The organism is Prochlorococcus marinus str. NATL2A, from assembly GCF_000012465.1.
GTDB classification, from domain to species: Bacteria; Cyanobacteriota; Cyanobacteriia; order PCC-6307; family Cyanobiaceae; genus Prochlorococcus_B; species Prochlorococcus_B marinus_B.
Genome location: NC_007335.2, coordinates 85,602 through 103,907 on the forward strand (window position 1 = coordinate 85,602; position 18,306 = coordinate 103,907).

Here is an 18,306-nt window from a genome sequence, read left to right on the forward strand (position 1 = left end):
CATTGGAATTTTTCTTATTGAAAGACCACTGTCATTTTCAAATCTTTATTTTTTCCAAATTTGTAACCTAATGTACTGATTTAGATTATTTTTTAGCTATTGTTCAGATATGTTTATCTAAGGAGGTGATCCATTGTCGCATCTACCAATCGGTCAAGAGTCAATGGTAATAAAAAACCTTGTTTATTCTGTTACTCCTGCCTTGAAAGGTTTTATTATTAATAGATTTATATAGTTAGATTTATCTATTAACTATTAAGCCAGCTACTAATAGCTGGCTTTTTTATTGCTTTATACTTCTTCCCCACATTTGTATTGGTATGTTGATTGTGTAAACACATTATTTTGAGCAGTGGCTTGAAATATATTTTAAACAGGTTAGGCTTAAACCATATAAGTCATTATCTTATTTCAATGTCTAATGAAGAAAGAATTGAAGTTGCAGAACAAAGGATAATTGAGTTGAAAACTTTAATCAATCATTGGAAGACAAGTAATATTTCATCAAGAAGAGCTACTGTAGATTTCGTCGATGCAATTCTTTCTGATAGAGATGGGACTCAAGCAGCTTAAGCTTAAGTCATGAATGCTATTAATCTTAAAATTTATTCTGTCTATTGACGCACAATTTCAACCTTTATGTATTGCAAATTACTCAATAAATAATTGATAATAAAATTCATAGTAAAACAATATGACTTAACTATACTATGAAATATTTTTAAATGATCAAGAAAATGAACATTAGCCGTAATCTAAACTTGAAAGAATATATTTGGAATAGTATACATAAATTAACTAATAGCTTTAGCATTCTAACAGTTAATAATCTTGGGAATGGATATATAAAATGCATTTGGGAAATTAGTAGGATTGATAATTTGCGGATTGAATTGAGTAATAGCTGTTTTTGTGCTATTAGATTATTTGATATAAGTAATAATAGAAATAAAAACAATTCAACTTGTATTATGAAAGAGATTGAAATCAGTAAATTTCAATCTTCTATTACATTTCCTATCCCTATAAATAAAGGTGTATATTATGTTGAGTTTGGTTATCGTAAGAAAGATGGTGAGTGGAGAAAACTTGCATATCAAAAGTTAAACTTGGGCTATAGGATAAAAAAATTACTTCAAAATTTTGATAATGATAGTTGGTTTGATTCTAAAATAACAATAAGACGAAATGAAGTTAGTTTGCATGAAGAGGCCTATCAACTTTCATTAAACTCTTTAATAGGTGGCTCTGAGAATATTTCTTAGTAATGATAAAAACAAAATTATTAAATTATATCAAGTTAAATTTGCTTTAAAACTTTTATAATAATTTATTTTTTTAGCTTCATAGATTTAAAATATAAAGTATTTATATATGGTAAATATAAATCAGGAATTAGTTATTCTAAAACTTAGAAAAAGCAATATTTCAGTAATATTGATATTCATCAAATTATTAATTTCTTTGTAACTTTTGAATATCATATACAAAACCTAAATATATTGGTCAAATTCTTTAAAAAATGAAAGGCTAGTAAAATATTTGTTACGAGACAAATTAATATTAATGCTTCTAATGAACTTCTACATTATTGAGACCTAACATCAATATATTGACTGTAGTTAGTTTTGGCAATTACTTGTGATTAAGTCTTTTTGTTGTATGCAACTATATGGAGATTTAATGAGTAAAGCAAGAGTTACTTTTTTTCGGATCCAAATATTCTCTCAGGACCTTTTTCAGATCTATCTATGAGGATACAGAAGATTGTTGATACTTACTCTATTTAATAATTATTTTTAGGTTCAGATTCTTATTATGTATCAATTCGAATTATTTTTCTTAGTTTGATTTATTTGTTTTAGGCTTGTGGAAGCTAGATGTTTGTTTTGACTACTTATTTAATTACTGGATCCAACAGAGGTATAGGTTTAGAACTTGTTCGTCAATTGAAGGATAGAGGAGACGACGTTATAGCCACTTGTAGATCGGCTTCGCCAGAATTAAATTCTTTGTCAGTAAGAGTTGAGACAAATATTGATATCACTTCAGGGGACTCTGTTGTTAAGCTCAGAGATAATTTAAAAGATAATAGCGTAGATGTTTTGATTCAAAATGCTGGAATTGCTGAATTTAACTCTCTTTCTAACTTAGATCCGCAAAGTATCGTTCATCAATTTGAGGTAAATGCATTAAGTCCTTTGTGTTGTGTACATACTTTGCTTAGTAAACTCAGTAAATCTGCAAAAATAGCTTTAATAAGTAGTCGTATGGGTTCAATAGAGGATAATAATTCTGGCGGTTCCTATGGATATAGGATGTCAAAAGTTGCTTTATGTATGGCTGGCAAATCTTTATCAGTTGATTTAATGCCTAGAGGTATTTCGGTTGGAATTTTACATCCAGGTTTAGTCAGTACTCGAATGACAGGATTTACCTCCAATGGCATTCAACCTAAAGAATCAGTTAAAGGACTGATTCAAAGAATTGATGAACTTACACTTGAAAATACAGGTAACTTCTGGCATTCAAATGGTGAGATCTTGCCATGGTAAAAGATTCTTTCTATAATTTTGATGGAATTTTAAATTGAAACACTGAATAGATTACAAATTTATTTATCGCTTTAAGTTATATCCTTCCTAGTGTTTTTCTTAACTTTTTAACAAAGCTAATACCAACTCCTGGTATGGTTAAAAGTTCTTCATCAGAAGCAGAAATAATTGATTCAGGTGTCATATATCCTGCTTCATAAAAATTATTACAGTTTTTTGCTCCAATGCCAGGTATAGATGTGAGGTTTTCACACCTATCTGACAATTCTCCTTTTTGTTTATTAAAAATACTTAAAACATTGAAAAGATTTCTTTTTGTATTTAATAAGATTTTGTTAATCAACATTTTTTTTGAAATCATATTATTAATATGCATTAGAAAAAACTTCTTGCAAGTATAAATATTTTCCTTTGATGATTGAATTACCAATTATGATATAAAATTGTATTTAAAAATACAAAATTAGCTAACATACATAGATTTTTCTTATAGCTTTGTCTTATTATTATTAGTATTGCTTGGTTACCCAGTTAATTGCTACTTGACTTTTTAATTAGATCTTGCATGTTATTTTTAGATGTTAATCCCTTCCTTTGTTCATAACTGTATGTGGCCAGAAAGGTGGAGTAGCTAAAACTTGTACCTCAATTCATCTTGCAAGTGTATGGTCTTCTGAAGGGAAAAATGTGTGTTTAGTTGATGCTGATAGAAACCGATCTGCTCTTGCCTATGGTTTAAGAGGTAATCTTAAATTTAATATTGTCCCTGTAGAGGCAGCCGCTAAAGCAACAAGATTCTCAGAAATTGTTATTACTGATGGACAAGCAAGTACTGACGAAGAAGAATTGAAACATCTGGCAGCTGGATCTGACCTTGTCCTTTTGCCTACAGCGCCAAAAGCAAGATCGGTCGAATTAACTGTCGAATTAGCCTCTTTATTAAAACAGTTAAATATTCCTCATGCAGTTTTATTAGTTAAGGTTGACTTCCGCCAAAGGCGAATTGCAAATGAAGCAAGAGAAGCTTTAGAAAAATTTGACTTAACTGTATTAGAAGGTGATATCCCTTTACTATCTGCTTTTGATAAAGCAGAAAACCAAGGATCAGCTGTAATTGATGCAGTAGACGATAAAGGTCGATCCGATCCCAGGCGAATGTCAGGTTGGTCGGCCTATTGTTCCATTGCTCAACAAATTCAATGCCAGATTTCGAAGCACTTGTCAGACATCAACAAACGAGTCGAAGACCTGCCACTGAGCGCTTAAAAGTAGTTGAAAAACTTTCTATATCTACTCCAACGCCTACTACCGATGGGAAAAATCTAAGTACATTATTTTTTGGTTTGATCGGAGGCTTGTTTGGATCAATTATTGGAACAGCGATCATTATTTATCTATCAGCGAAAGAATTGATAGATTTTAAAATGCTTTTTTAAAGTTTGATTTTATTTAAACTTTTTTGATTTATAGATTAGATCCGTATGTTCTTTTTGCTATTTCTACCATATTAAAAAAAGTTTTAGATTGCTTTAGTAATTGTTGGTAATTTCCAAAGGAAACTATTTTTCCATCTTTAAATTCATATATACAATCTGATCTTTCGATTGTTGATAATCTGTGAGCAATCGTGACTATTGTGCAACGTCTACCTATTATTTCTATTGCATTCATTACCTCAGCTTCTGTTCGGTTATCTAAGGCACTAGTTGCTTCATCTAAAACTAATAATTTTGATTGCCTATAAAAAGCTCTTGCTATGGCAAGTCGCTGTCTTTGTCCACCAGATAATCTGATGCCATTATCACCCACTGAGGAATGTAAACCCATTGGCATTTCTGATACCAAATCCGCTAATTGAGCTGCTCTAAGCGCATCCCAGACTCTTCCATGATCAATTATGTTTTCATCTAAACCATATGCAATATTTTGAATAATATTGCTATTTAATAAGGTGATTGATTGGGGAACGTAAGAGCAACAATCTTGCCAAGCAGGCACTTCGGTATCAGTAACTGCAACTCCATCCAATAGTAAATGTCCGTCTGTTGGTCTAAGAAGACATAGTAATTGATTCGCGGTAGTGGTTTTACCACTTCCAGTTTCTCCTACAAAAGCTATTCTTGATCCGATAGGAATAGTAAGGTTGATACCCTTTAAGGTGTATTCGTTGCTGTTGGGATACTTATAACTCAATTTCTCAAGTTTTATGTTGTTTCTAGGCTCAATTCCTTCTTTTGTCGGAACGCCTACAGATCTTTTAGTTAGCCTAGTAGAAGGAAGTTCTATCAACTTTAGTATCTCCTCTAAATCAGGTATTGATGCTCGCATTGAAGTTAATGCTCTAAATGAATCTTGTAATGGCGGAGTTAGTTTTAATGCAGCTACTGCAATTGTTGCTAAGAATGGAACTATCTCAATAAGTATTGAATCGTTTTCCCCAGTGATGTACGGGAAAAGACCAATAGCAAAAATCAAAGTGATACCAAATGGCTCTATTAATGACCTAGGTAATTCAGGTAAAACCTCAGCTTTCCACATGAAAGGGAAAGAGCTTTTGCTTGCTAATTTATATCGTTTTTCAAAGTATGGTTCTGAGCTAGTAAGGTGAACATCTATAATGGTGCGCATTGATTCTGTGAGTATATTATTTGTTTCTTTTTCTAATTTGATTCTTTTACGAGAAGAATATCTTATAAAAGGGGTTACAAATGATGAAATAAATATATAAAATATTAAGAGACTTATTATTAAATAAAGAGCTATCGATTTAGCTATAAAAAGAACAGCAATACATATAAAAGTAATCACACATAACCCACTAGAAATCTGAAGGATTGGTTTGACGAGGAATTCTGAGACTCTAGAAATGTTGATTAAAACTTTTGATGATAAATCAGATTTTTTTTTGTTTAAGAAGAATTCATATGATTGAGATAATAATTTTTTCTGAGCTAGTTCTGATAAGTCCTTCCAAACTGCTACTCGAAGTCTTTCTTGTGCTGCTTTAAGAAATAATTTCGAAAATGATGCTAGCCAATTCATGGCTATGTATATGACGACTAGACTGATAACTTTTGTTTTTGGGTCTTCAGGTATGAAATGTTGAAATGGCAAGGGAGGTTGATTTGGTTGACCTATAAAAACAGTAAATAATCTAGAAACAATTCCAACTACAATCACATCGACTAAACCAGTGAAGGCTGCTAAAGGTATTAATTTCAACAGAGAACTTCTTCTTCTAACTGGGAGTGCCTTCAACAGGCGCATTAATAGATGATATGTTTTGCTAGTGCCGATCATGTTATAAAATTACTTACTTTTGAGAAATTATTTATGCTTACTCAGCCAGTTTCTTGGGTGTTTGGTTATGAGTTGTTTACGCCAATGCTATAAAAGTCATAAAGAAAATTATGAAACAGTATTCTTCAGAGATTATTAAATTTATTTTAATTTGAATATTATTTAAGCTTGATTGATATTGAAATGTGGATTAATATCTTTTTGTTGATAGAAAATATCCTAATAAGATTAATATAATTAATGGCATTAAATAAATAATAATCATAAAACCAGACAAAAAGATAAATAGAGTTAAAAAGATAAAAAATCCTATTAATATAATTCTCAGAAGTCTTTTGATTCGATTGAGCCAAAAGATGCCCTTAAGTTTTTCTAGTTTGATTTCTAACTCTCTACGCCTAAAATATAACTCTTTAAGTTGTTTTTGGTGCCAATTAATTGAGTCCTCTACTTTTGTTTTGTATACATTCTTCCCAATTTGTTCTAAAAAATTATTCGACTTTGAGAATGTAGAACGTAATTTTACAATCTGTGCTTGAACTAGACTTTTGCTAATTTCTAATATTTTTTGATCTATCTCTATAATGTTTGTTTTGATTTGATCTTGTATGGAAAAATTTTTATTTGAATTATATTGCACAATTTCATGATTACTATTTTTTTTATATTTAAAAAATTTAAAAAAGTTGGCTCTCAACATTTGACTGACTATTATCTAAGATAGATTTCTATGCGAATATTATAACCATGACTTCTATAGTTTTTAATGGGAGCTACATAACAAAAAAAAATACAGGTGTTGGAGTTGTTTCTAAGGATTTACTATATTCTTTATCAGCCAACAAAATAACTACACTTATCCCAAAAGATCTAGATATAAAAGGTGATATTTATATTCCTAATAACTTATCTCCAGGTACAGGCTTGAAAAGCCATTTCAGACGATTGTATTGGCTACAAAATTCTGTGCCAAAATTAATGAATAATTTAAATGCTGAATATTTTCTATCACCATTATTGGAAGCGCCATTATTTTCTAATATTAAATCGATTGTCTTGGCGCATGATTTAATACCAATCAGGTATCCTTCGGTATCATTTTTAACCTTATATTATTTAATATATATTCCTTTAATTTTAAAACAATCAAAATTAATTTTATGTAATTCTGTTTCTACTGCTAATGATTTGCATAGGTTTTACAAGGTTCCTATGCATAAATTATTTCCAATAAAGTTAGGATTTAATAATAAAAAGTATTATCCAATAAAAAAAATTCGAAAAAAATTTTTTCTTATTATTGGTAGACATAATCCACATAAAAATTTACGAAGGGTTATCAAAGCGTTTGCATATTCCAAAATAAATGATTATAAGCTTATTTTTGTAGGTCCTTTTGATAAAAGGCATACACCAAGTCTTCTAAAACTAATTGACAAACATAATATTAGACATTTGTGTGTATGGAAAGGTTGGATTGATGATGATGAAAAATTATCATTATTAAACGAATGTCACGCACTTATTATTGCGAGTCTTTGGGAAGGATTTGGCCTTCCAGCGCTTGAGGCAATGGCCTGTGGAACCCCCGTCATCGCTTCTGATAGAGGAGCGCTTCGCGAAGTTATGGGCAATTATGGTTATTTTATTAATCCATTCAATATTCAATCAATAGCTTGTGCAATGAATGCTGTCATAAACGATAAAAAATGCTTTGAAAATGCTCTTCAAGAAGGCCCATCTAGAGCTGAGTCTTTTAATTGGTTGGATACTGCTAGAACAATAGAAAAAATTATTCAAGAAATCGATTAAATTCTATTACCAAGCTATAAATTTATAATCTAATTGACGTTATAAAATTATTAATCAACTAAATACATTAGATTCTTTCATTTGCGTATTATTTAGATTCCAAAAATCTTTTTCGTGATTCATTGGAATTATTTTTTCTAATATAGTTTCACTCTTAATTTATTATTGCTATCATATTTGTCTAATTCTATTTTCAATATGCCTAGACAAAAATCTAAAAAAAAGTTAACTTCTAAAACAATTCAAGCAAATGAGGAGAAAAAGACAACACCTAGAACTGCAAAAATTGTCCTCTTTGTATTTGGTGTAGGACCTTTGATTCTTATGTGTTTATTTTTAAGCTCAAATGGATTTTTCAACTCTCCTTGATAAGTTGATAAATCTTGAGATGATTCAGCATCATTATTCTTTGATTTGAAAGTTATTTCTTAAAGCTTTTTTTGTCTTCTATTTATAACATCATTTGTTGAATGATCGATATATCAACAATTTATTTTGTGTTTCCAGCTAAAATTTAATTTTATTGTACGACTAATGCAACTCTATTTGGTTGATTGCCAGTTCACTGATACTGATAATCAAATTGCTGCTTATAAGCAGTTTGTAGAATTTTGGGAAAATGGAGAGATGTCTAAACAAGACAAATTTGATGGATTTGAAATGCTTTTCCGTGTTCATGCTCCTGGAGAGGGACGTGTTGTGATTCTCTGTAATGCAAATGGTGATAAAGAACTTTTTCAACATTTCGCCCCATGGAGAGCGCAGTTTGGTTTGGATATGGAAATTACTCCCGTTATAAGCTGTCAAAATGTTGTTGACTATCACAAGGACTTATTTGCAAAAATGTCTTAAATTTATGCAAAACTCTAATTGCGGTTTAATATATAGTTTTAATTTACACATAGACGATAAAGTTTTAAATACTTTATTTATCTCTTTGAGAGAGCGTTTCCACTTGTCCAAATATTTTTGAAGCCGACTTTATCCTTTAGTAACTGAATAGGAAGGCTAATTAATACACCTAATCCGATCAAAGCAAAAGAGTCGGTTGTGAATCGAGAAATGCCCCATTCTGACGAAGCTAAAGCAAAAATAGATAGATGCATGGAATTAATTATTTATAAAAAATATTATCAGTCTGTGCATTATAAATTTAATTACTTATTAAAAATTATTGTATTAGAGAAGTACAAGATAAACTTGTAAATATGAATTGATTTAATAGCTTATAAAAGCTATGTCCTCTCCGCTTTTTCATAAACTCTAAAAGTTAATTTGAATTTCTTGATTTATGAATAGATAGCTTGTATTCTTTGTCCATTTCATTTTTTCTTGTTTTATTGTTGTGAATCGAAGTGTTGAAAAAATTGATTGTTGAGCTTATGCAAGAGCAATTAAAAAGGAGCCCTTCCAGGCTCCATGGATCAATTGGGTAATAAGGATGACCTGACCCCATCTCCTAAAAGATCAAGCAGCAACAGGGGCTGTTTGACGGGAGAAACTAACGATGTTGTTAGCAGTTATGGTTTTGCTCTGACCGAGCAGGCTTCAGTCACTCTCCTGATACCCCGTCGAAACCATTGCAGCCCCATTTATGGAGCTGAGCGGAATCGAACCGCTGTCCGAGATACTGGTGTGAATCACCTAGTCCATTAGAAAATAGACATACATATTCTGACAGATCTTTGGGAATTAATCGATTAGTGTTTGAAGAACTGCTTTATGCTTTTTTAATAACTTAAAAGTAATGAAAATTGTTGCATCTATTTCACAAGGTCTTGAAAAAGAGGGTGCAAAAGAGTTGATAGAACTTGGAGCTAAATCAGTTAAAGCTTCAAGGAGGCATATATCATTTGAAGCTGATATGGCTTGTTTATACAGAATACATTTAAGAGCTCGCTTGTCCTTTCGATTTTTAAGAGAGATTGTCACATTCACTTGTCATGGTCCTAATGAACTTTATGACGGTGTTCAAAGGTTAATTGATTGGGAAAATTGGCTGCAGCCTAGACAAAGTTTTCGAGTAGATGTAACTGGATTTGGAGAAAGGTTATCACATACTCATTTCACTGCTTTGCAGGTGAAAAACGCAATTATTGATTTACAAAGAGAACGATGGGGTTCTCGTTCAAGCATTGATTTGAACAATCCAGATATTTGTTTTCATTTGCATTTGTCAAATTACCAAGCTGTTTTGAGCGTTGCTGGTAGTAACTCGAGTCTTCATAAAAGAGGGTACAGACCAGCAGTTGGTATGGCTCCGATTAAGGAAACTTTGGCCGCAGGTTTAATGAGAATGACTGAGTGGGATGGAACGAAAAATTTGGTAGATCCATTATGCGGTTCCGGAACCTTTTTGATTGAAGCTGTGAGCATGTTGCTTGGAATTGCATCTGGTATAGATAGACAATTTCTGTTTAAAAATTGGCCAGATTTTGATATCTCTTTTTGGGATAAAGAATTAAAAATGGCAAAGAAGATAAAACCTTTAAATAAGAAGTTATCTAAAATAATTGGATGTGAAGTTGATGAAATGATTGCTCACTCTGCTAGTGAGAACGTTAGAAAAGCGGGCTTAAAAGATTATATAGAAATAATTAACTGTCCATTTCAAGAATTTCAACTACCTCCTGGTTTAGGATTTTTAATTTGTAACCCTCCTTATGGAAAAAGAATAGGAGATGAAAATGAATTACCTAATCTATATAAACAATTAGGCGGATACTGTAAGACACAAGCTTCTGGATGGGATCTTTGGTTACTTAATGGGAATCCAAAGCTAAGCAAATATTTAGGGATGAAAGCAAGTCGACGTTTTCAAGTAAATAATGGTTCAATTGATTGCCGATGGTTGAATTATAAAATTAAATAATTTAATTTTTTCCTAAAACAGCTTTTGTAGTTTTTGCGATTCCCTCCAATGTTTCTGGAAGGTAAGGACCTTTTGCCAGATATCCTCCAATTCTTAGACTCATTCCAGCTAGTACAAGATTTAAAAATACTAAAATTAAAATTGTTGATTTGTTATCTATCTCAAGCAAGTCTCTAAGCCAATATCCGAGAATTAATTCAGATCCAACTAGTGCAAATAACATCAATACCCCTCCAGTAGCTAAGAAAATCACACCACTTATCAGGCGGCGTTTTTCTCTGTCCATTTCTTGCAGCGCAATGCGGACATGAAGATCCATTACTGAACTTGCCAAAGCAGTAACTCTTGCTGCAGCTCCAATTCCTTTTTTCCGTTCTGAGTTCGCCATTAATTTCTTCTGCCTCCACCAAGCAGTATGCCAAATAAAACTCCAATTCCAGCAGCAATGCCTATGGCTAAGAGGGGCCTCTTTCTTACTGGCTTCTCAATTCGTGGTCTTAGCGTACTGTTTAATTCATCGAGAATGTCTTCAAGCTGTTTTTCGAGAGGCTCCAAAGACTCTGCAAGCCCTCTAGTCGTGTCAGTTGCTGAATGAAAAATTTCTTCTAGTTGCTCTTGCACGCCAAAACTGTTTTTTCCTGAATGCAAAGAGATGACATTGATTAAATCTTCGAGACTTCCTTTAGTCGCTTCTAATGTTTGTTTAGCTAAATCTGGCCAACGCTCTTGAATTTTTGGTAATAAATTATCAAAGTGATCATTAAACCACTGCTCTGGAGACTTTTCAGCAATAGCTTCTTCAGCTTCTACTGTATTTGATGGTGAAGTGGGAGAGGAATTCACTGATTCCATAAACCTAAAGGTTTATTAAAGAATAGAGAGATATTGCTCTAATCGAAACCCCTTAATTGAATTCAATTTTGAAAGTCGCCTAATTAAGAATTCTTTTTTTGGTGTTTTAAATGTTTGAAGTCCAAAATTTCACAAGGATATTTCGTCGTCTTTGCTTACAAATATTGCTATTCGAATACTTATAGTGCTAAACGTCATTGGTATCTCCTTATAAACCCATGGGCGTCGGAATTTCATCAATGGTTTTTGCTTCTAATACAATTCCTACTGATTTTGGCCTAGTCTTAGCTGCAATAGCAGGTGCTGGAAGCCTTCTTTTAATTGCTTTAAGGTTTGTACCCGAGGCTAAAAGCTGAAAAACTTATCGTTGAGCAATTCTAATTGAGGAGATTTATCTCCTGAGTAGTTTTTTATGCAAATTTCTTGATCAGGTTTTTAATATTGTTAAAGTGAGCAATCTTGGTGAAAAAAAAGTTTATAGGTGGGTTTTGTTAAAACACATTGGATCACCAGATGACATTAAGGGTATCCATTTTGATTTGCTTTTAGAAGATAAAGAGCTTTGTAGAACTTGGCGCTTGACTGATATTCCTTTATTGGATGGACCTTATGTCGATTTCGTTTTTATAGCACCTCATAATTTTTACTGGCTTGATATGGAAGAAAAGGTTGTTTCAGGCAATAGAGGAGTTGCAACTAGAATTAAAAAAGGAATCTTTTTAGAATCTCTACCACCTATTGAAAATGGTTTTTTAAATTTATCTTTAGAGTGGGAGGGTGTTGAAAGTCATTTGGTAATGGATGAATATGGCTGTAGGATTTTTCGCAAAAGATATTAATTATTTCTTGTGAATTAGAAGGGCTTGAGTTTTTCTTATATTTCGCTAACCTCATTCTTATTGTGGATTGGTTCTGTTGGTCCATATCAACCACGTAGATTTGTCTCATTTCAAGTCCTTCGGTGGATCGATGTCGATTCCACTTGAAGACGGCTTTACTGTTGTAACAGGTCCAAATGGTTCAGGTAAAAGTAATATTCTTGATGGGGTTTTATTTTGTTTAGGGCTTGCAAATAGTCGAGGCATGAGAGCAGACAGATTGCCTGACTTAGTCAATAGTGGCGTATTAAAAGCTGGAAAATCTTCGGAAACCAAAGTAACTGTAAAATTTGATTTAACTGATTGGAAGCCCGATGAAGCCGAAGAAGGTATAGAACCTACTGAGGAAGGGCCTTGGATTAAGCATGATCAAAAAGAATGGACAGTATCAAGAAGATTAAAAGTTATGCCAGGTGGGTCATATGCTTCCACTTACAGCGCAGATGGTGAGACTTGTAATTTACAGCAATTACAAACCCAATTAAGGCGACTAAGAATCGACCCTGAAGGGAGCAATGTTGTTATGCAGGGAGATGTTACTCGAATTGTTTCTATGAGTAATAAAGATCGTAGAGGTCTAATAGACGAACTTGCTGGTGTTGCACTATTTGATACACGTATTGATCAAACTCGTGCAAAGTTGGATGATGTTTATGAAAGGCAGGAACGTTGTCGGATTGTTGAACAAGAACTCATTCTTTCCAAACAGCGTTTGCAAAAAGACTGTGAGAAAGCAAGTTTATATAAAGATCTAAAAAATCAATTATTAATTGGCAGACAGCAAGAATTAGTTTTATCTTATGAAAAGGCAAAAAAGGGACTGGAAAAACTAGATATAGATCACCAAGAATTGCTTAAAAAAGAAAAAATAGATTCAGAAAAGTTACTTAATCATGAAAACGATTTAAGTAAATGCATAGAAAAATTAAATATCTTACAAAAAAATGTTAAAGAACTCGGTGAAGATCAATTGCTTGAGGTTCAAGGTAAATTAGCAGGGATTGAATCCCAACATAGAGAGCTAGAAAGACAAGGACTTAATCATAAAAATGAAGGTGAGAAATTACAGGAATCTAGAAATAATCTTCTACAGAAAAAGAAAGATTATCAAACTGACTTGCAAAGTAAATTGAATGAGATTAATCCTGAAGAATTAGAAGAAGCTGACTTAAGATGTAAAGAGGCTGAGGCTTGGGTTGAATCTTCTAGAAGGAAGCTTTCCGATGTAGCAGGTCGTTCTGGTGCATGGATAGAAAAACATCAGAAAGCCAGAGATGAACTTAATAAAATCCGATTGGAATTAGATCCTAAAAGACTAGAGAAACAAAATATTGAAGAAAGTTTATTGCAATTAAATGTTATTTTAAAAGAATTAGAGACTGATCAAAAAGCTGATCAATCTTCCAATGAAAAAGTACATATAGAAATTAGTAATTTGAATAAAAAATGGGATAGTATTTTAGATTTACTGTCTGTTAAGAAAGAAGAATTTCAAGTATTAGTATCTGAGAAGGATATACAAGAACGCACTAAATATAGATTAGAGAAAGAACAAGTCAAGCTTCAAAATGATATTGCTCGTTTAGAAAGTAGGAAAGAAATGATATCCGAAAGTCGAGGCACTAATGCAATAACTTTGTTACTAGAGTCTGGTTTAGAAGGTATACATGGTCCTGTAGCTAATTTAGGTGAAGTGGAAGATCGTTATAGGATTGCTCTTGAAGTAGCGGCTGGAGCCAGGCTTGGGCAGGTTGTTGTAGATAGCGATCAAATTGCTGCAAAATCAATTGATCTTTTAAAACGAAAAAGAGCTGGAAGATTGACTTTTTTACCTCTTAATAAGATTTTAAAAAACTCTCAAAGTAGGTCTGATGTATTCCAGAGATCTGTTCACACTAATTTCAATAAAAGTACTGGATTAATTGGCAAAGCTATTGATTTGATTCAATATGATTCAATATATAAAAATGTTTTTTTGTATGTATTTGGTGAAACAATTGTTTTTAGTGACTTGTCATCAGCACGTGATCAAATTGGTATAAAAAGAGCTGTTACTTTAGAAGGTGAACTACTTGAGAAGAGTGGAGCGATGACTGGTGGAAGTTTAAATAACAGAGCCTTGGGTTTAAGTTTTGGAAGAGTAAAAGATAATGATGATTGTGATCTTTTGAAGAATCGATTATTAGAAATTGGTGAGACTCTCACTAATTGTCAAAAGAACGAAAATCAACTCATAAATAAGCTAGACAATCTTAGATCTCAGCTAAGTAAATTAGAACAAGAGAAAGCTGCACTTGATGCTGAAAGAGTAACTTCTAAAAGATCAAATTCACCGTTATTAGAACGCCAAAGCCATCGCTCAAAAAGAATTAGCGATCTTCAAAAATCTAAAAAAGAAAAACTATGTCAATTAGAATCTATTAATTTGATTATTAAACCTTTAGAGGTCATTTTATTAGAAATTGAGAAGGAAGAGAAAACAATAGATAAATCAAGTGACTCATCTGTTTGGTCTAAATTGCAAAATGATTTAGAAGAGGCTGATAAAAATCTTCTTTCTTTTAGGAATAAAAGAGATGAGATTTCAAATAAGCAATCTCAAAATAAGCTTGCAATTGATCGATTAAATGATCAAGAAACTGCTTTAATAAGCGAAGAAAAACGATTAAAGGATTCCATAGATACGCTTGCTTCTTCTCATATCGCTTGGCGTGAGCAAAGCAAACTACTTAATACAAATCGGCAAGATTTGATCAATCAACAAAAAGATTTAGAAACTCGCTTTGGGGAACAACGAAGAGAAAGAGATTGTGTGGAAGCAGATGTAGCTAAAAAAAGATTGAATTTACAAGAAATGCAATGGAGTCTCCAACGTTTAATGGAAGATCAAAAAAACATGAAGGAAGAGATACGAATGGAAACTATTCGATGTACTGAATTAGAGAGGAAGCTTCCTAATCCTAGGCCTTTGATTTCAGATGAAATAAGAGATAATGGTTTGGATGATTTACTTTCTAAATTGGAAGATTTACAGAAAAGAATGGAGGAATTGGAACCTGTCAATATGCTTGCATTGGAAGAGTTGGCTAAATTAGAAGAGAGACTGAATGAACTTGAAAATAGACTTCAGGTTCTAACTGATGAAAGATCGGAGTTATTACTTCGAATAGAGACAGTTGCAACGTTAAGAGAGGAGGCCTTTATGGAGGCTTTTAAGGCGGTTGATGTACATTTTCGTGAAATCTTTGCAAGTCTTTCTGAAGGAGATGGACATTTGCAGCTTGAAAATCCTGAGGAGCCTTTGGAGGGTGGCTTGACTTTGGTTGCTCATCCAAAAGGTAAGCCTGTAAGACGGCTTGCGGCTATGTCAGGTGGAGAAAAATCTTTAACAGCTTTGAGTTTTCTTTTTGCCTTGCAACGTTTTAGACCCTCTCCTTTTTATGCCCTTGATGAAGTAGATAGTTTCTTGGATGGAGTAAATGTTGAAAGGTTAGCGGCCTTAATTGCTCAACAAGCTGAACAGGCACAATTTCTTGTCGTAAGTCATAGAAGACCTATGATTGGAGCATCAATGAGGACTATTGGGGTTACACAAGCAAGGGGAAATCATACTCAAGTTGTTGGGTTGCCAATCGCAGCTTGATTGAATTTACTAAGATGATTCAATATGGTTCTACAAATCTCATTTCTGCATATTTGAGTTGACCAACACGCAAGCCCCTCAAGAATCAACATCTGCTGTCCCCAGTGACAGATTATGGCTTCGTTCTGAGTTGATGGGGACTCAGGTTATTACACGTGATACTGGACGCAGGTTGGGGCTTGTAGGAGAAGTTGTTGTTGATATTGATCGCAGAGAGGTTGTTGCTTTGGGACTACGAGATAATCCCTTAACACGTTTTTTACCTGGCTTGCCAAGATGGCTTCCTCTTGATCAGATCCGTCAAGTAGGTGATGTGATTTTAGTTGATACGATTGATTCTTTAAGCGAAAACTTTGTTCCTGAAAGATTCAATAAAGTTATCAATTGCCAAGTTATTACTGAATCTGGAGATCAGTTGGGGAGAGTACTTGGATTTTCTTTTGATATTGAAACTGGAGAATTACTTACTTTAGTTATGGGAGCATTAGGCGTACCTTTATTAGGCGAAGGGGTTTTAAGTACTTGGGAGATGCCTGTTGATGAAATTGTTAGCAGTGGACCAGATCGAATAATTGTTTATGAGGGAGCTGAGGAGAAATTAAAACAATTAAACAGTGGTTTCCTTGAAAAGCTTGGTGTAGGTAATTCGGGTTGGGAAGAAAGCGAACGAGAACGTTATAGAGTTAATCTTGTCCCAGTTGAAAATCAATTAACCTCTGGCGAGAGTGTCAATGATGATCAAAGACTTCTAGAACAATCCCAAGAAATATTTGAAGAAGAAGAGATGGAATACGTAGAATTGCAAGATTCAGAAGAACAACAATATAATAAAGAATTAAGATATTTAGATGAACCTAATCAGTCATCAATTTATTCTGAAATTGATGAAGATGTAGTAAACTATAGTGAATCAAACTTTAAAAAAAGAACTGACGATTTTCAAGCTAAATTTTCATCTAAAAATACAAAGAATAAATCAAAAATTATAAGAGATGAAGAACCTATGGATGTCGAACCTTTAGAAGATTTAACGATAAATAATTCTCAAGATATGATATCTAATGATAACCAATTAATAGATATTGAAGATCCATGGTAATTAATTTAAAAGCTTTTTTTCTTCAAGAAGATTAATAATTTGATAGCAAAATTTTTTTACAGCACCTTTACTACCCCTTAGTAATTGTAAATCTTCTCTTTGGCCAGATAGTCTTGTAGGTGAATTTAGCCAATCAATAGTTTCTTCAGCTATTTGTGCAGGGGTTATATGTCCAACTCTTTCTGGGACAATCATCTTTTTTGCATATATATTTGGCCAAGCCATATATCCTCTTTTTTTCAGTTTTATAAAGCTAATTAATAGTCCTATGCACCATTTTAATATTGGCAATCTAGCTATTAAACCTATAAATCCATCCCATGCTTCCATGACTGAAATGTGTTGTGTAGGAAGAACAACTATCATTGGAATATTTAATGATCCAAGCTCAGCAGTATTAGCTCCTACTGTTGTTAGTGCGATATCACACTGGCTTAGATCACTATATGCTGGATGCTTTTCTTGTATTAAAATAACTGTAGAATTATTAGTTATCAATACTCCTCTTCCTTCTTTTTTATTGGCTTTTGTAATTGATTTGATTCCAGATTTATATTGTTTTGAAATTGGATTTTTGCTACTACTAAAGTGTTTAAGTTCATTTATATTTGTGGTAGGAGCAAGAGGTATTAGAAACTGACAATCTGGCATTGATTTTGATATTTTATCTGCTACTTCAAGAAAGAATGGAATTCCAATTTTTAGTTTCGCACTTTTTGAACCTGGTAGTAGTGCAATCCACTTTCCAGAGGGGAGTGGATTATCAATTTTTGCAGTTTCAGTTAAGTCAGCGGTTAGGTCTCCTATGACTGAACAACGAGGTTGAATTCGTTTTGGTAATTTATCAACAATCCTTTCGGACATTGCAACAATTCTATTATTCCAAAAAGGCCATCTAGCGATCCACTCGGCATATGTCATATGTAAATATCCCAATCTTGCTGAAAGTAGAACGCTCCAAAATTGATCTCCACCTAAAAAAATTACTAACCCGTTGGATGGCCATGAACCAAATTTTTTAGGGTTTAAAAGAAGTTTCCAGAAATTTTTTGCTTTTATTATTTTTTCAAATTGGAACCATTTTTTTGCAGCAATAATTTCATTACCAGTTGCATTAGGGCATGGAACAAGTACCAAATTTAAAGATTTTGAAGAATTATGTACTCTTGGTTTTAGCTTTATTTGCTTATGAAGCTCTTTAGCAAGTGGATTCACCCAAGTGGCTAGTTCACCCGGTCCATTTGAGACAAAAATAATTGCTAAATGATTATGACTCATTTATTGATGAGCATCAG

The 18,306-nt window shown here is 32.8% G+C and carries 20 protein-coding genes; 13 read left to right on the forward strand and 7 right to left on the reverse strand.

The annotated features are described in order from the left end of the window. The first annotated feature begins 414 nt into the window (after positions 1 to 414). From PMN2A_RS10380 to PMN2A_RS00425, 3 genes are all read left to right on the forward strand, one after another. Complete coding sequence (locus PMN2A_RS10380; protein WP_187146452.1) at positions 415 to 573, forward strand: hypothetical protein; 159 nt, start codon at positions 415 to 417, stop codon at positions 571 to 573. Positions 574 to 761: 188 nt separating this feature from the next. Then, positions 762 to 1,265 carry a DUF4912 domain-containing protein gene (locus PMN2A_RS00420; RefSeq protein WP_225866309.1) on the forward strand — a complete coding sequence of 168 codons (504 nt, stop codon included), beginning with the start codon at positions 762 to 764 and terminating at the stop codon, positions 1,263 to 1,265. A gap of 624 nt (positions 1,266 to 1,889) precedes the next feature. Further along, on the forward strand, positions 1,890 to 2,555 hold the full coding sequence (locus PMN2A_RS00425; RefSeq protein WP_011822909.1) for an SDR family oxidoreductase: 666 nt from the start codon (positions 1,890 to 1,892) through the stop codon (positions 2,553 to 2,555). Between the two features lie 76 nt (positions 2,556 to 2,631). On the opposite strand, the gene PMN2A_RS00430 is transcribed toward PMN2A_RS00425, so the two are convergent. Then, on the reverse strand, positions 2,632 to 2,916 hold the full coding sequence (locus PMN2A_RS00430) for a helix-hairpin-helix domain-containing protein (protein WP_225866310.1): 285 nt from the start codon (positions 2,914 to 2,916) through the stop codon (positions 2,632 to 2,634). A 233-nt stretch (positions 2,917 to 3,149) separates the two neighbouring features. On the opposite strand from PMN2A_RS00430, the gene PMN2A_RS00435 reads away from it, so the two are divergent. Both PMN2A_RS00435 and PMN2A_RS10235 read left to right on the forward strand, forming a co-directional pair. After that, on the forward strand, positions 3,150 to 3,821 hold the full coding sequence (locus PMN2A_RS00435) for an AAA family ATPase (RefSeq protein WP_011294042.1): 672 nt from the start codon (positions 3,150 to 3,152) through the stop codon (positions 3,819 to 3,821). Continuing rightward, on the forward strand, positions 3,755 to 3,991 hold the full coding sequence (locus PMN2A_RS10235; protein WP_144043244.1) for a hypothetical protein: 237 nt from the start codon (positions 3,755 to 3,757) through the stop codon (positions 3,989 to 3,991). Before PMN2A_RS00435 ends, PMN2A_RS10235 begins: the two co-directional genes overlap by 67 nt. Before the next feature lie 28 nt (positions 3,992 to 4,019). Here PMN2A_RS10235 and PMN2A_RS00440 read toward each other — a convergent pair whose 3' ends face one another. Both PMN2A_RS00440 and PMN2A_RS00445 read right to left on the reverse strand, forming a co-directional pair. Continuing rightward, positions 4,020 to 5,855, reverse strand: a complete 1,836-nt coding sequence (locus PMN2A_RS00440; RefSeq protein WP_011294043.1) for an ABC transporter ATP-binding protein — start codon at positions 5,853 to 5,855, stop codon at positions 4,020 to 4,022. Between the two features lie 190 nt (positions 5,856 to 6,045). Next, a complete protein-coding gene (locus PMN2A_RS00445; RefSeq protein ID WP_011294044.1) occupies positions 6,046 to 6,555 on the reverse strand; it encodes a hypothetical protein in 510 nt (169 codons plus the stop codon). Between the two features lie 47 nt (positions 6,556 to 6,602). Between PMN2A_RS00445 and PMN2A_RS00450 the strand changes: the two genes are divergently transcribed. The 3 genes from PMN2A_RS00450 (at position 6,603) to PMN2A_RS00455 (ending at position 8,519) form a co-directional block, all read left to right on the forward strand. Next, a complete protein-coding gene (locus tag PMN2A_RS00450) occupies positions 6,603 to 7,667 on the forward strand; it encodes a glycosyltransferase family 4 protein (protein ID WP_011294045.1) in 1,065 nt (354 codons plus the stop codon). 198 nt (positions 7,668 to 7,865) lie between these two features. Then, positions 7,866 to 8,036, forward strand: coding sequence for a hypothetical protein (locus tag PMN2A_RS10240; RefSeq protein ID WP_187146453.1), 171 nt, complete (start codon positions 7,866 to 7,868; stop codon positions 8,034 to 8,036). Between the two features lie 165 nt (positions 8,037 to 8,201). Then, the gene (locus tag PMN2A_RS00455) at positions 8,202 to 8,519 is read left to right on the forward strand and encodes a DUF3303 domain-containing protein (protein WP_011294046.1); all 318 of its coding nucleotides are present in this window, start codon (positions 8,202 to 8,204) and stop codon (positions 8,517 to 8,519) included. A gap of 77 nt (positions 8,520 to 8,596) precedes the next feature. Here PMN2A_RS00455 and PMN2A_RS10385 read toward each other — a convergent pair whose 3' ends face one another. After that, entirely contained in the window at positions 8,597 to 8,773 is a 177-nt protein-coding gene (locus PMN2A_RS10385) for a hypothetical protein (protein ID WP_011295217.1), read from the reverse strand. A 641-nt stretch (positions 8,774 to 9,414) separates the two neighbouring features. Between PMN2A_RS10385 and PMN2A_RS00465 the strand changes: the two genes are divergently transcribed. Beyond that, positions 9,415 to 10,539, forward strand: coding sequence for a THUMP domain-containing class I SAM-dependent RNA methyltransferase (locus tag PMN2A_RS00465; RefSeq protein ID WP_011294047.1), 1,125 nt, complete (start codon positions 9,415 to 9,417; stop codon positions 10,537 to 10,539). 1 nt (position 10,540) lies between these two features. On the opposite strand, the gene PMN2A_RS00470 is transcribed toward PMN2A_RS00465, so the two are convergent. Next, positions 10,541 to 10,927 (reverse strand): phage holin family protein, encoded by a 387-nt coding sequence (locus tag PMN2A_RS00470; RefSeq protein WP_011294048.1) that lies wholly within the window; start codon positions 10,925 to 10,927, stop codon positions 10,541 to 10,543. Further along, a complete protein-coding gene (locus PMN2A_RS00475) occupies positions 10,927 to 11,391 on the reverse strand; it encodes a DUF883 family protein (RefSeq protein ID WP_036904850.1) in 465 nt (154 codons plus the stop codon). Before PMN2A_RS00475 ends, PMN2A_RS00470 begins: the two co-directional genes overlap by 1 nt. A 218-nt stretch (positions 11,392 to 11,609) precedes the next feature. Here PMN2A_RS00475 and PMN2A_RS10245 point away from each other — a divergent pair, with 218 nt between their 5' ends. The 4 genes from PMN2A_RS10245 to PMN2A_RS00490 all read left to right on the forward strand — a co-directional run bounded on the left by PMN2A_RS10245 (position 11,610) and on the right by PMN2A_RS00490 (position 17,011). Next, positions 11,610 to 11,747 carry a hypothetical protein gene (locus tag PMN2A_RS10245; RefSeq protein WP_011294050.1) on the forward strand — a complete coding sequence of 46 codons (138 nt, stop codon included), beginning with the start codon at positions 11,610 to 11,612 and terminating at the stop codon, positions 11,745 to 11,747. A 93-nt stretch (positions 11,748 to 11,840) separates the two neighbouring features. Then, positions 11,841 to 12,230: a hypothetical protein gene (locus PMN2A_RS00480; RefSeq protein ID WP_011294051.1), complete on the forward strand. Its 390-nt coding sequence runs from the start codon at positions 11,841 to 11,843 to the stop codon at positions 12,228 to 12,230. 76 nt (positions 12,231 to 12,306) lie between these two features. Continuing rightward, positions 12,307 to 15,912 carry a chromosome segregation protein SMC gene (gene smc, locus PMN2A_RS00485; RefSeq protein WP_041710897.1) on the forward strand — a complete coding sequence of 1,202 codons (3,606 nt, stop codon included), beginning with the start codon at positions 12,307 to 12,309 and terminating at the stop codon, positions 15,910 to 15,912. A 58-nt stretch (positions 15,913 to 15,970) separates the two neighbouring features. Beyond that, complete coding sequence (locus PMN2A_RS00490) at positions 15,971 to 17,011, forward strand: PRC-barrel domain-containing protein (protein ID WP_011294053.1); 1,041 nt, start codon at positions 15,971 to 15,973, stop codon at positions 17,009 to 17,011. Here PMN2A_RS00490 and PMN2A_RS00495 read toward each other — a convergent pair whose 3' ends face one another. Beyond that, complete coding sequence (locus PMN2A_RS00495) at positions 17,012 to 18,289, reverse strand: hypothetical protein (RefSeq protein WP_011294054.1); 1,278 nt, start codon at positions 18,287 to 18,289, stop codon at positions 17,012 to 17,014. Positions 18,290 to 18,306 lie beyond the last annotated feature (17 nt).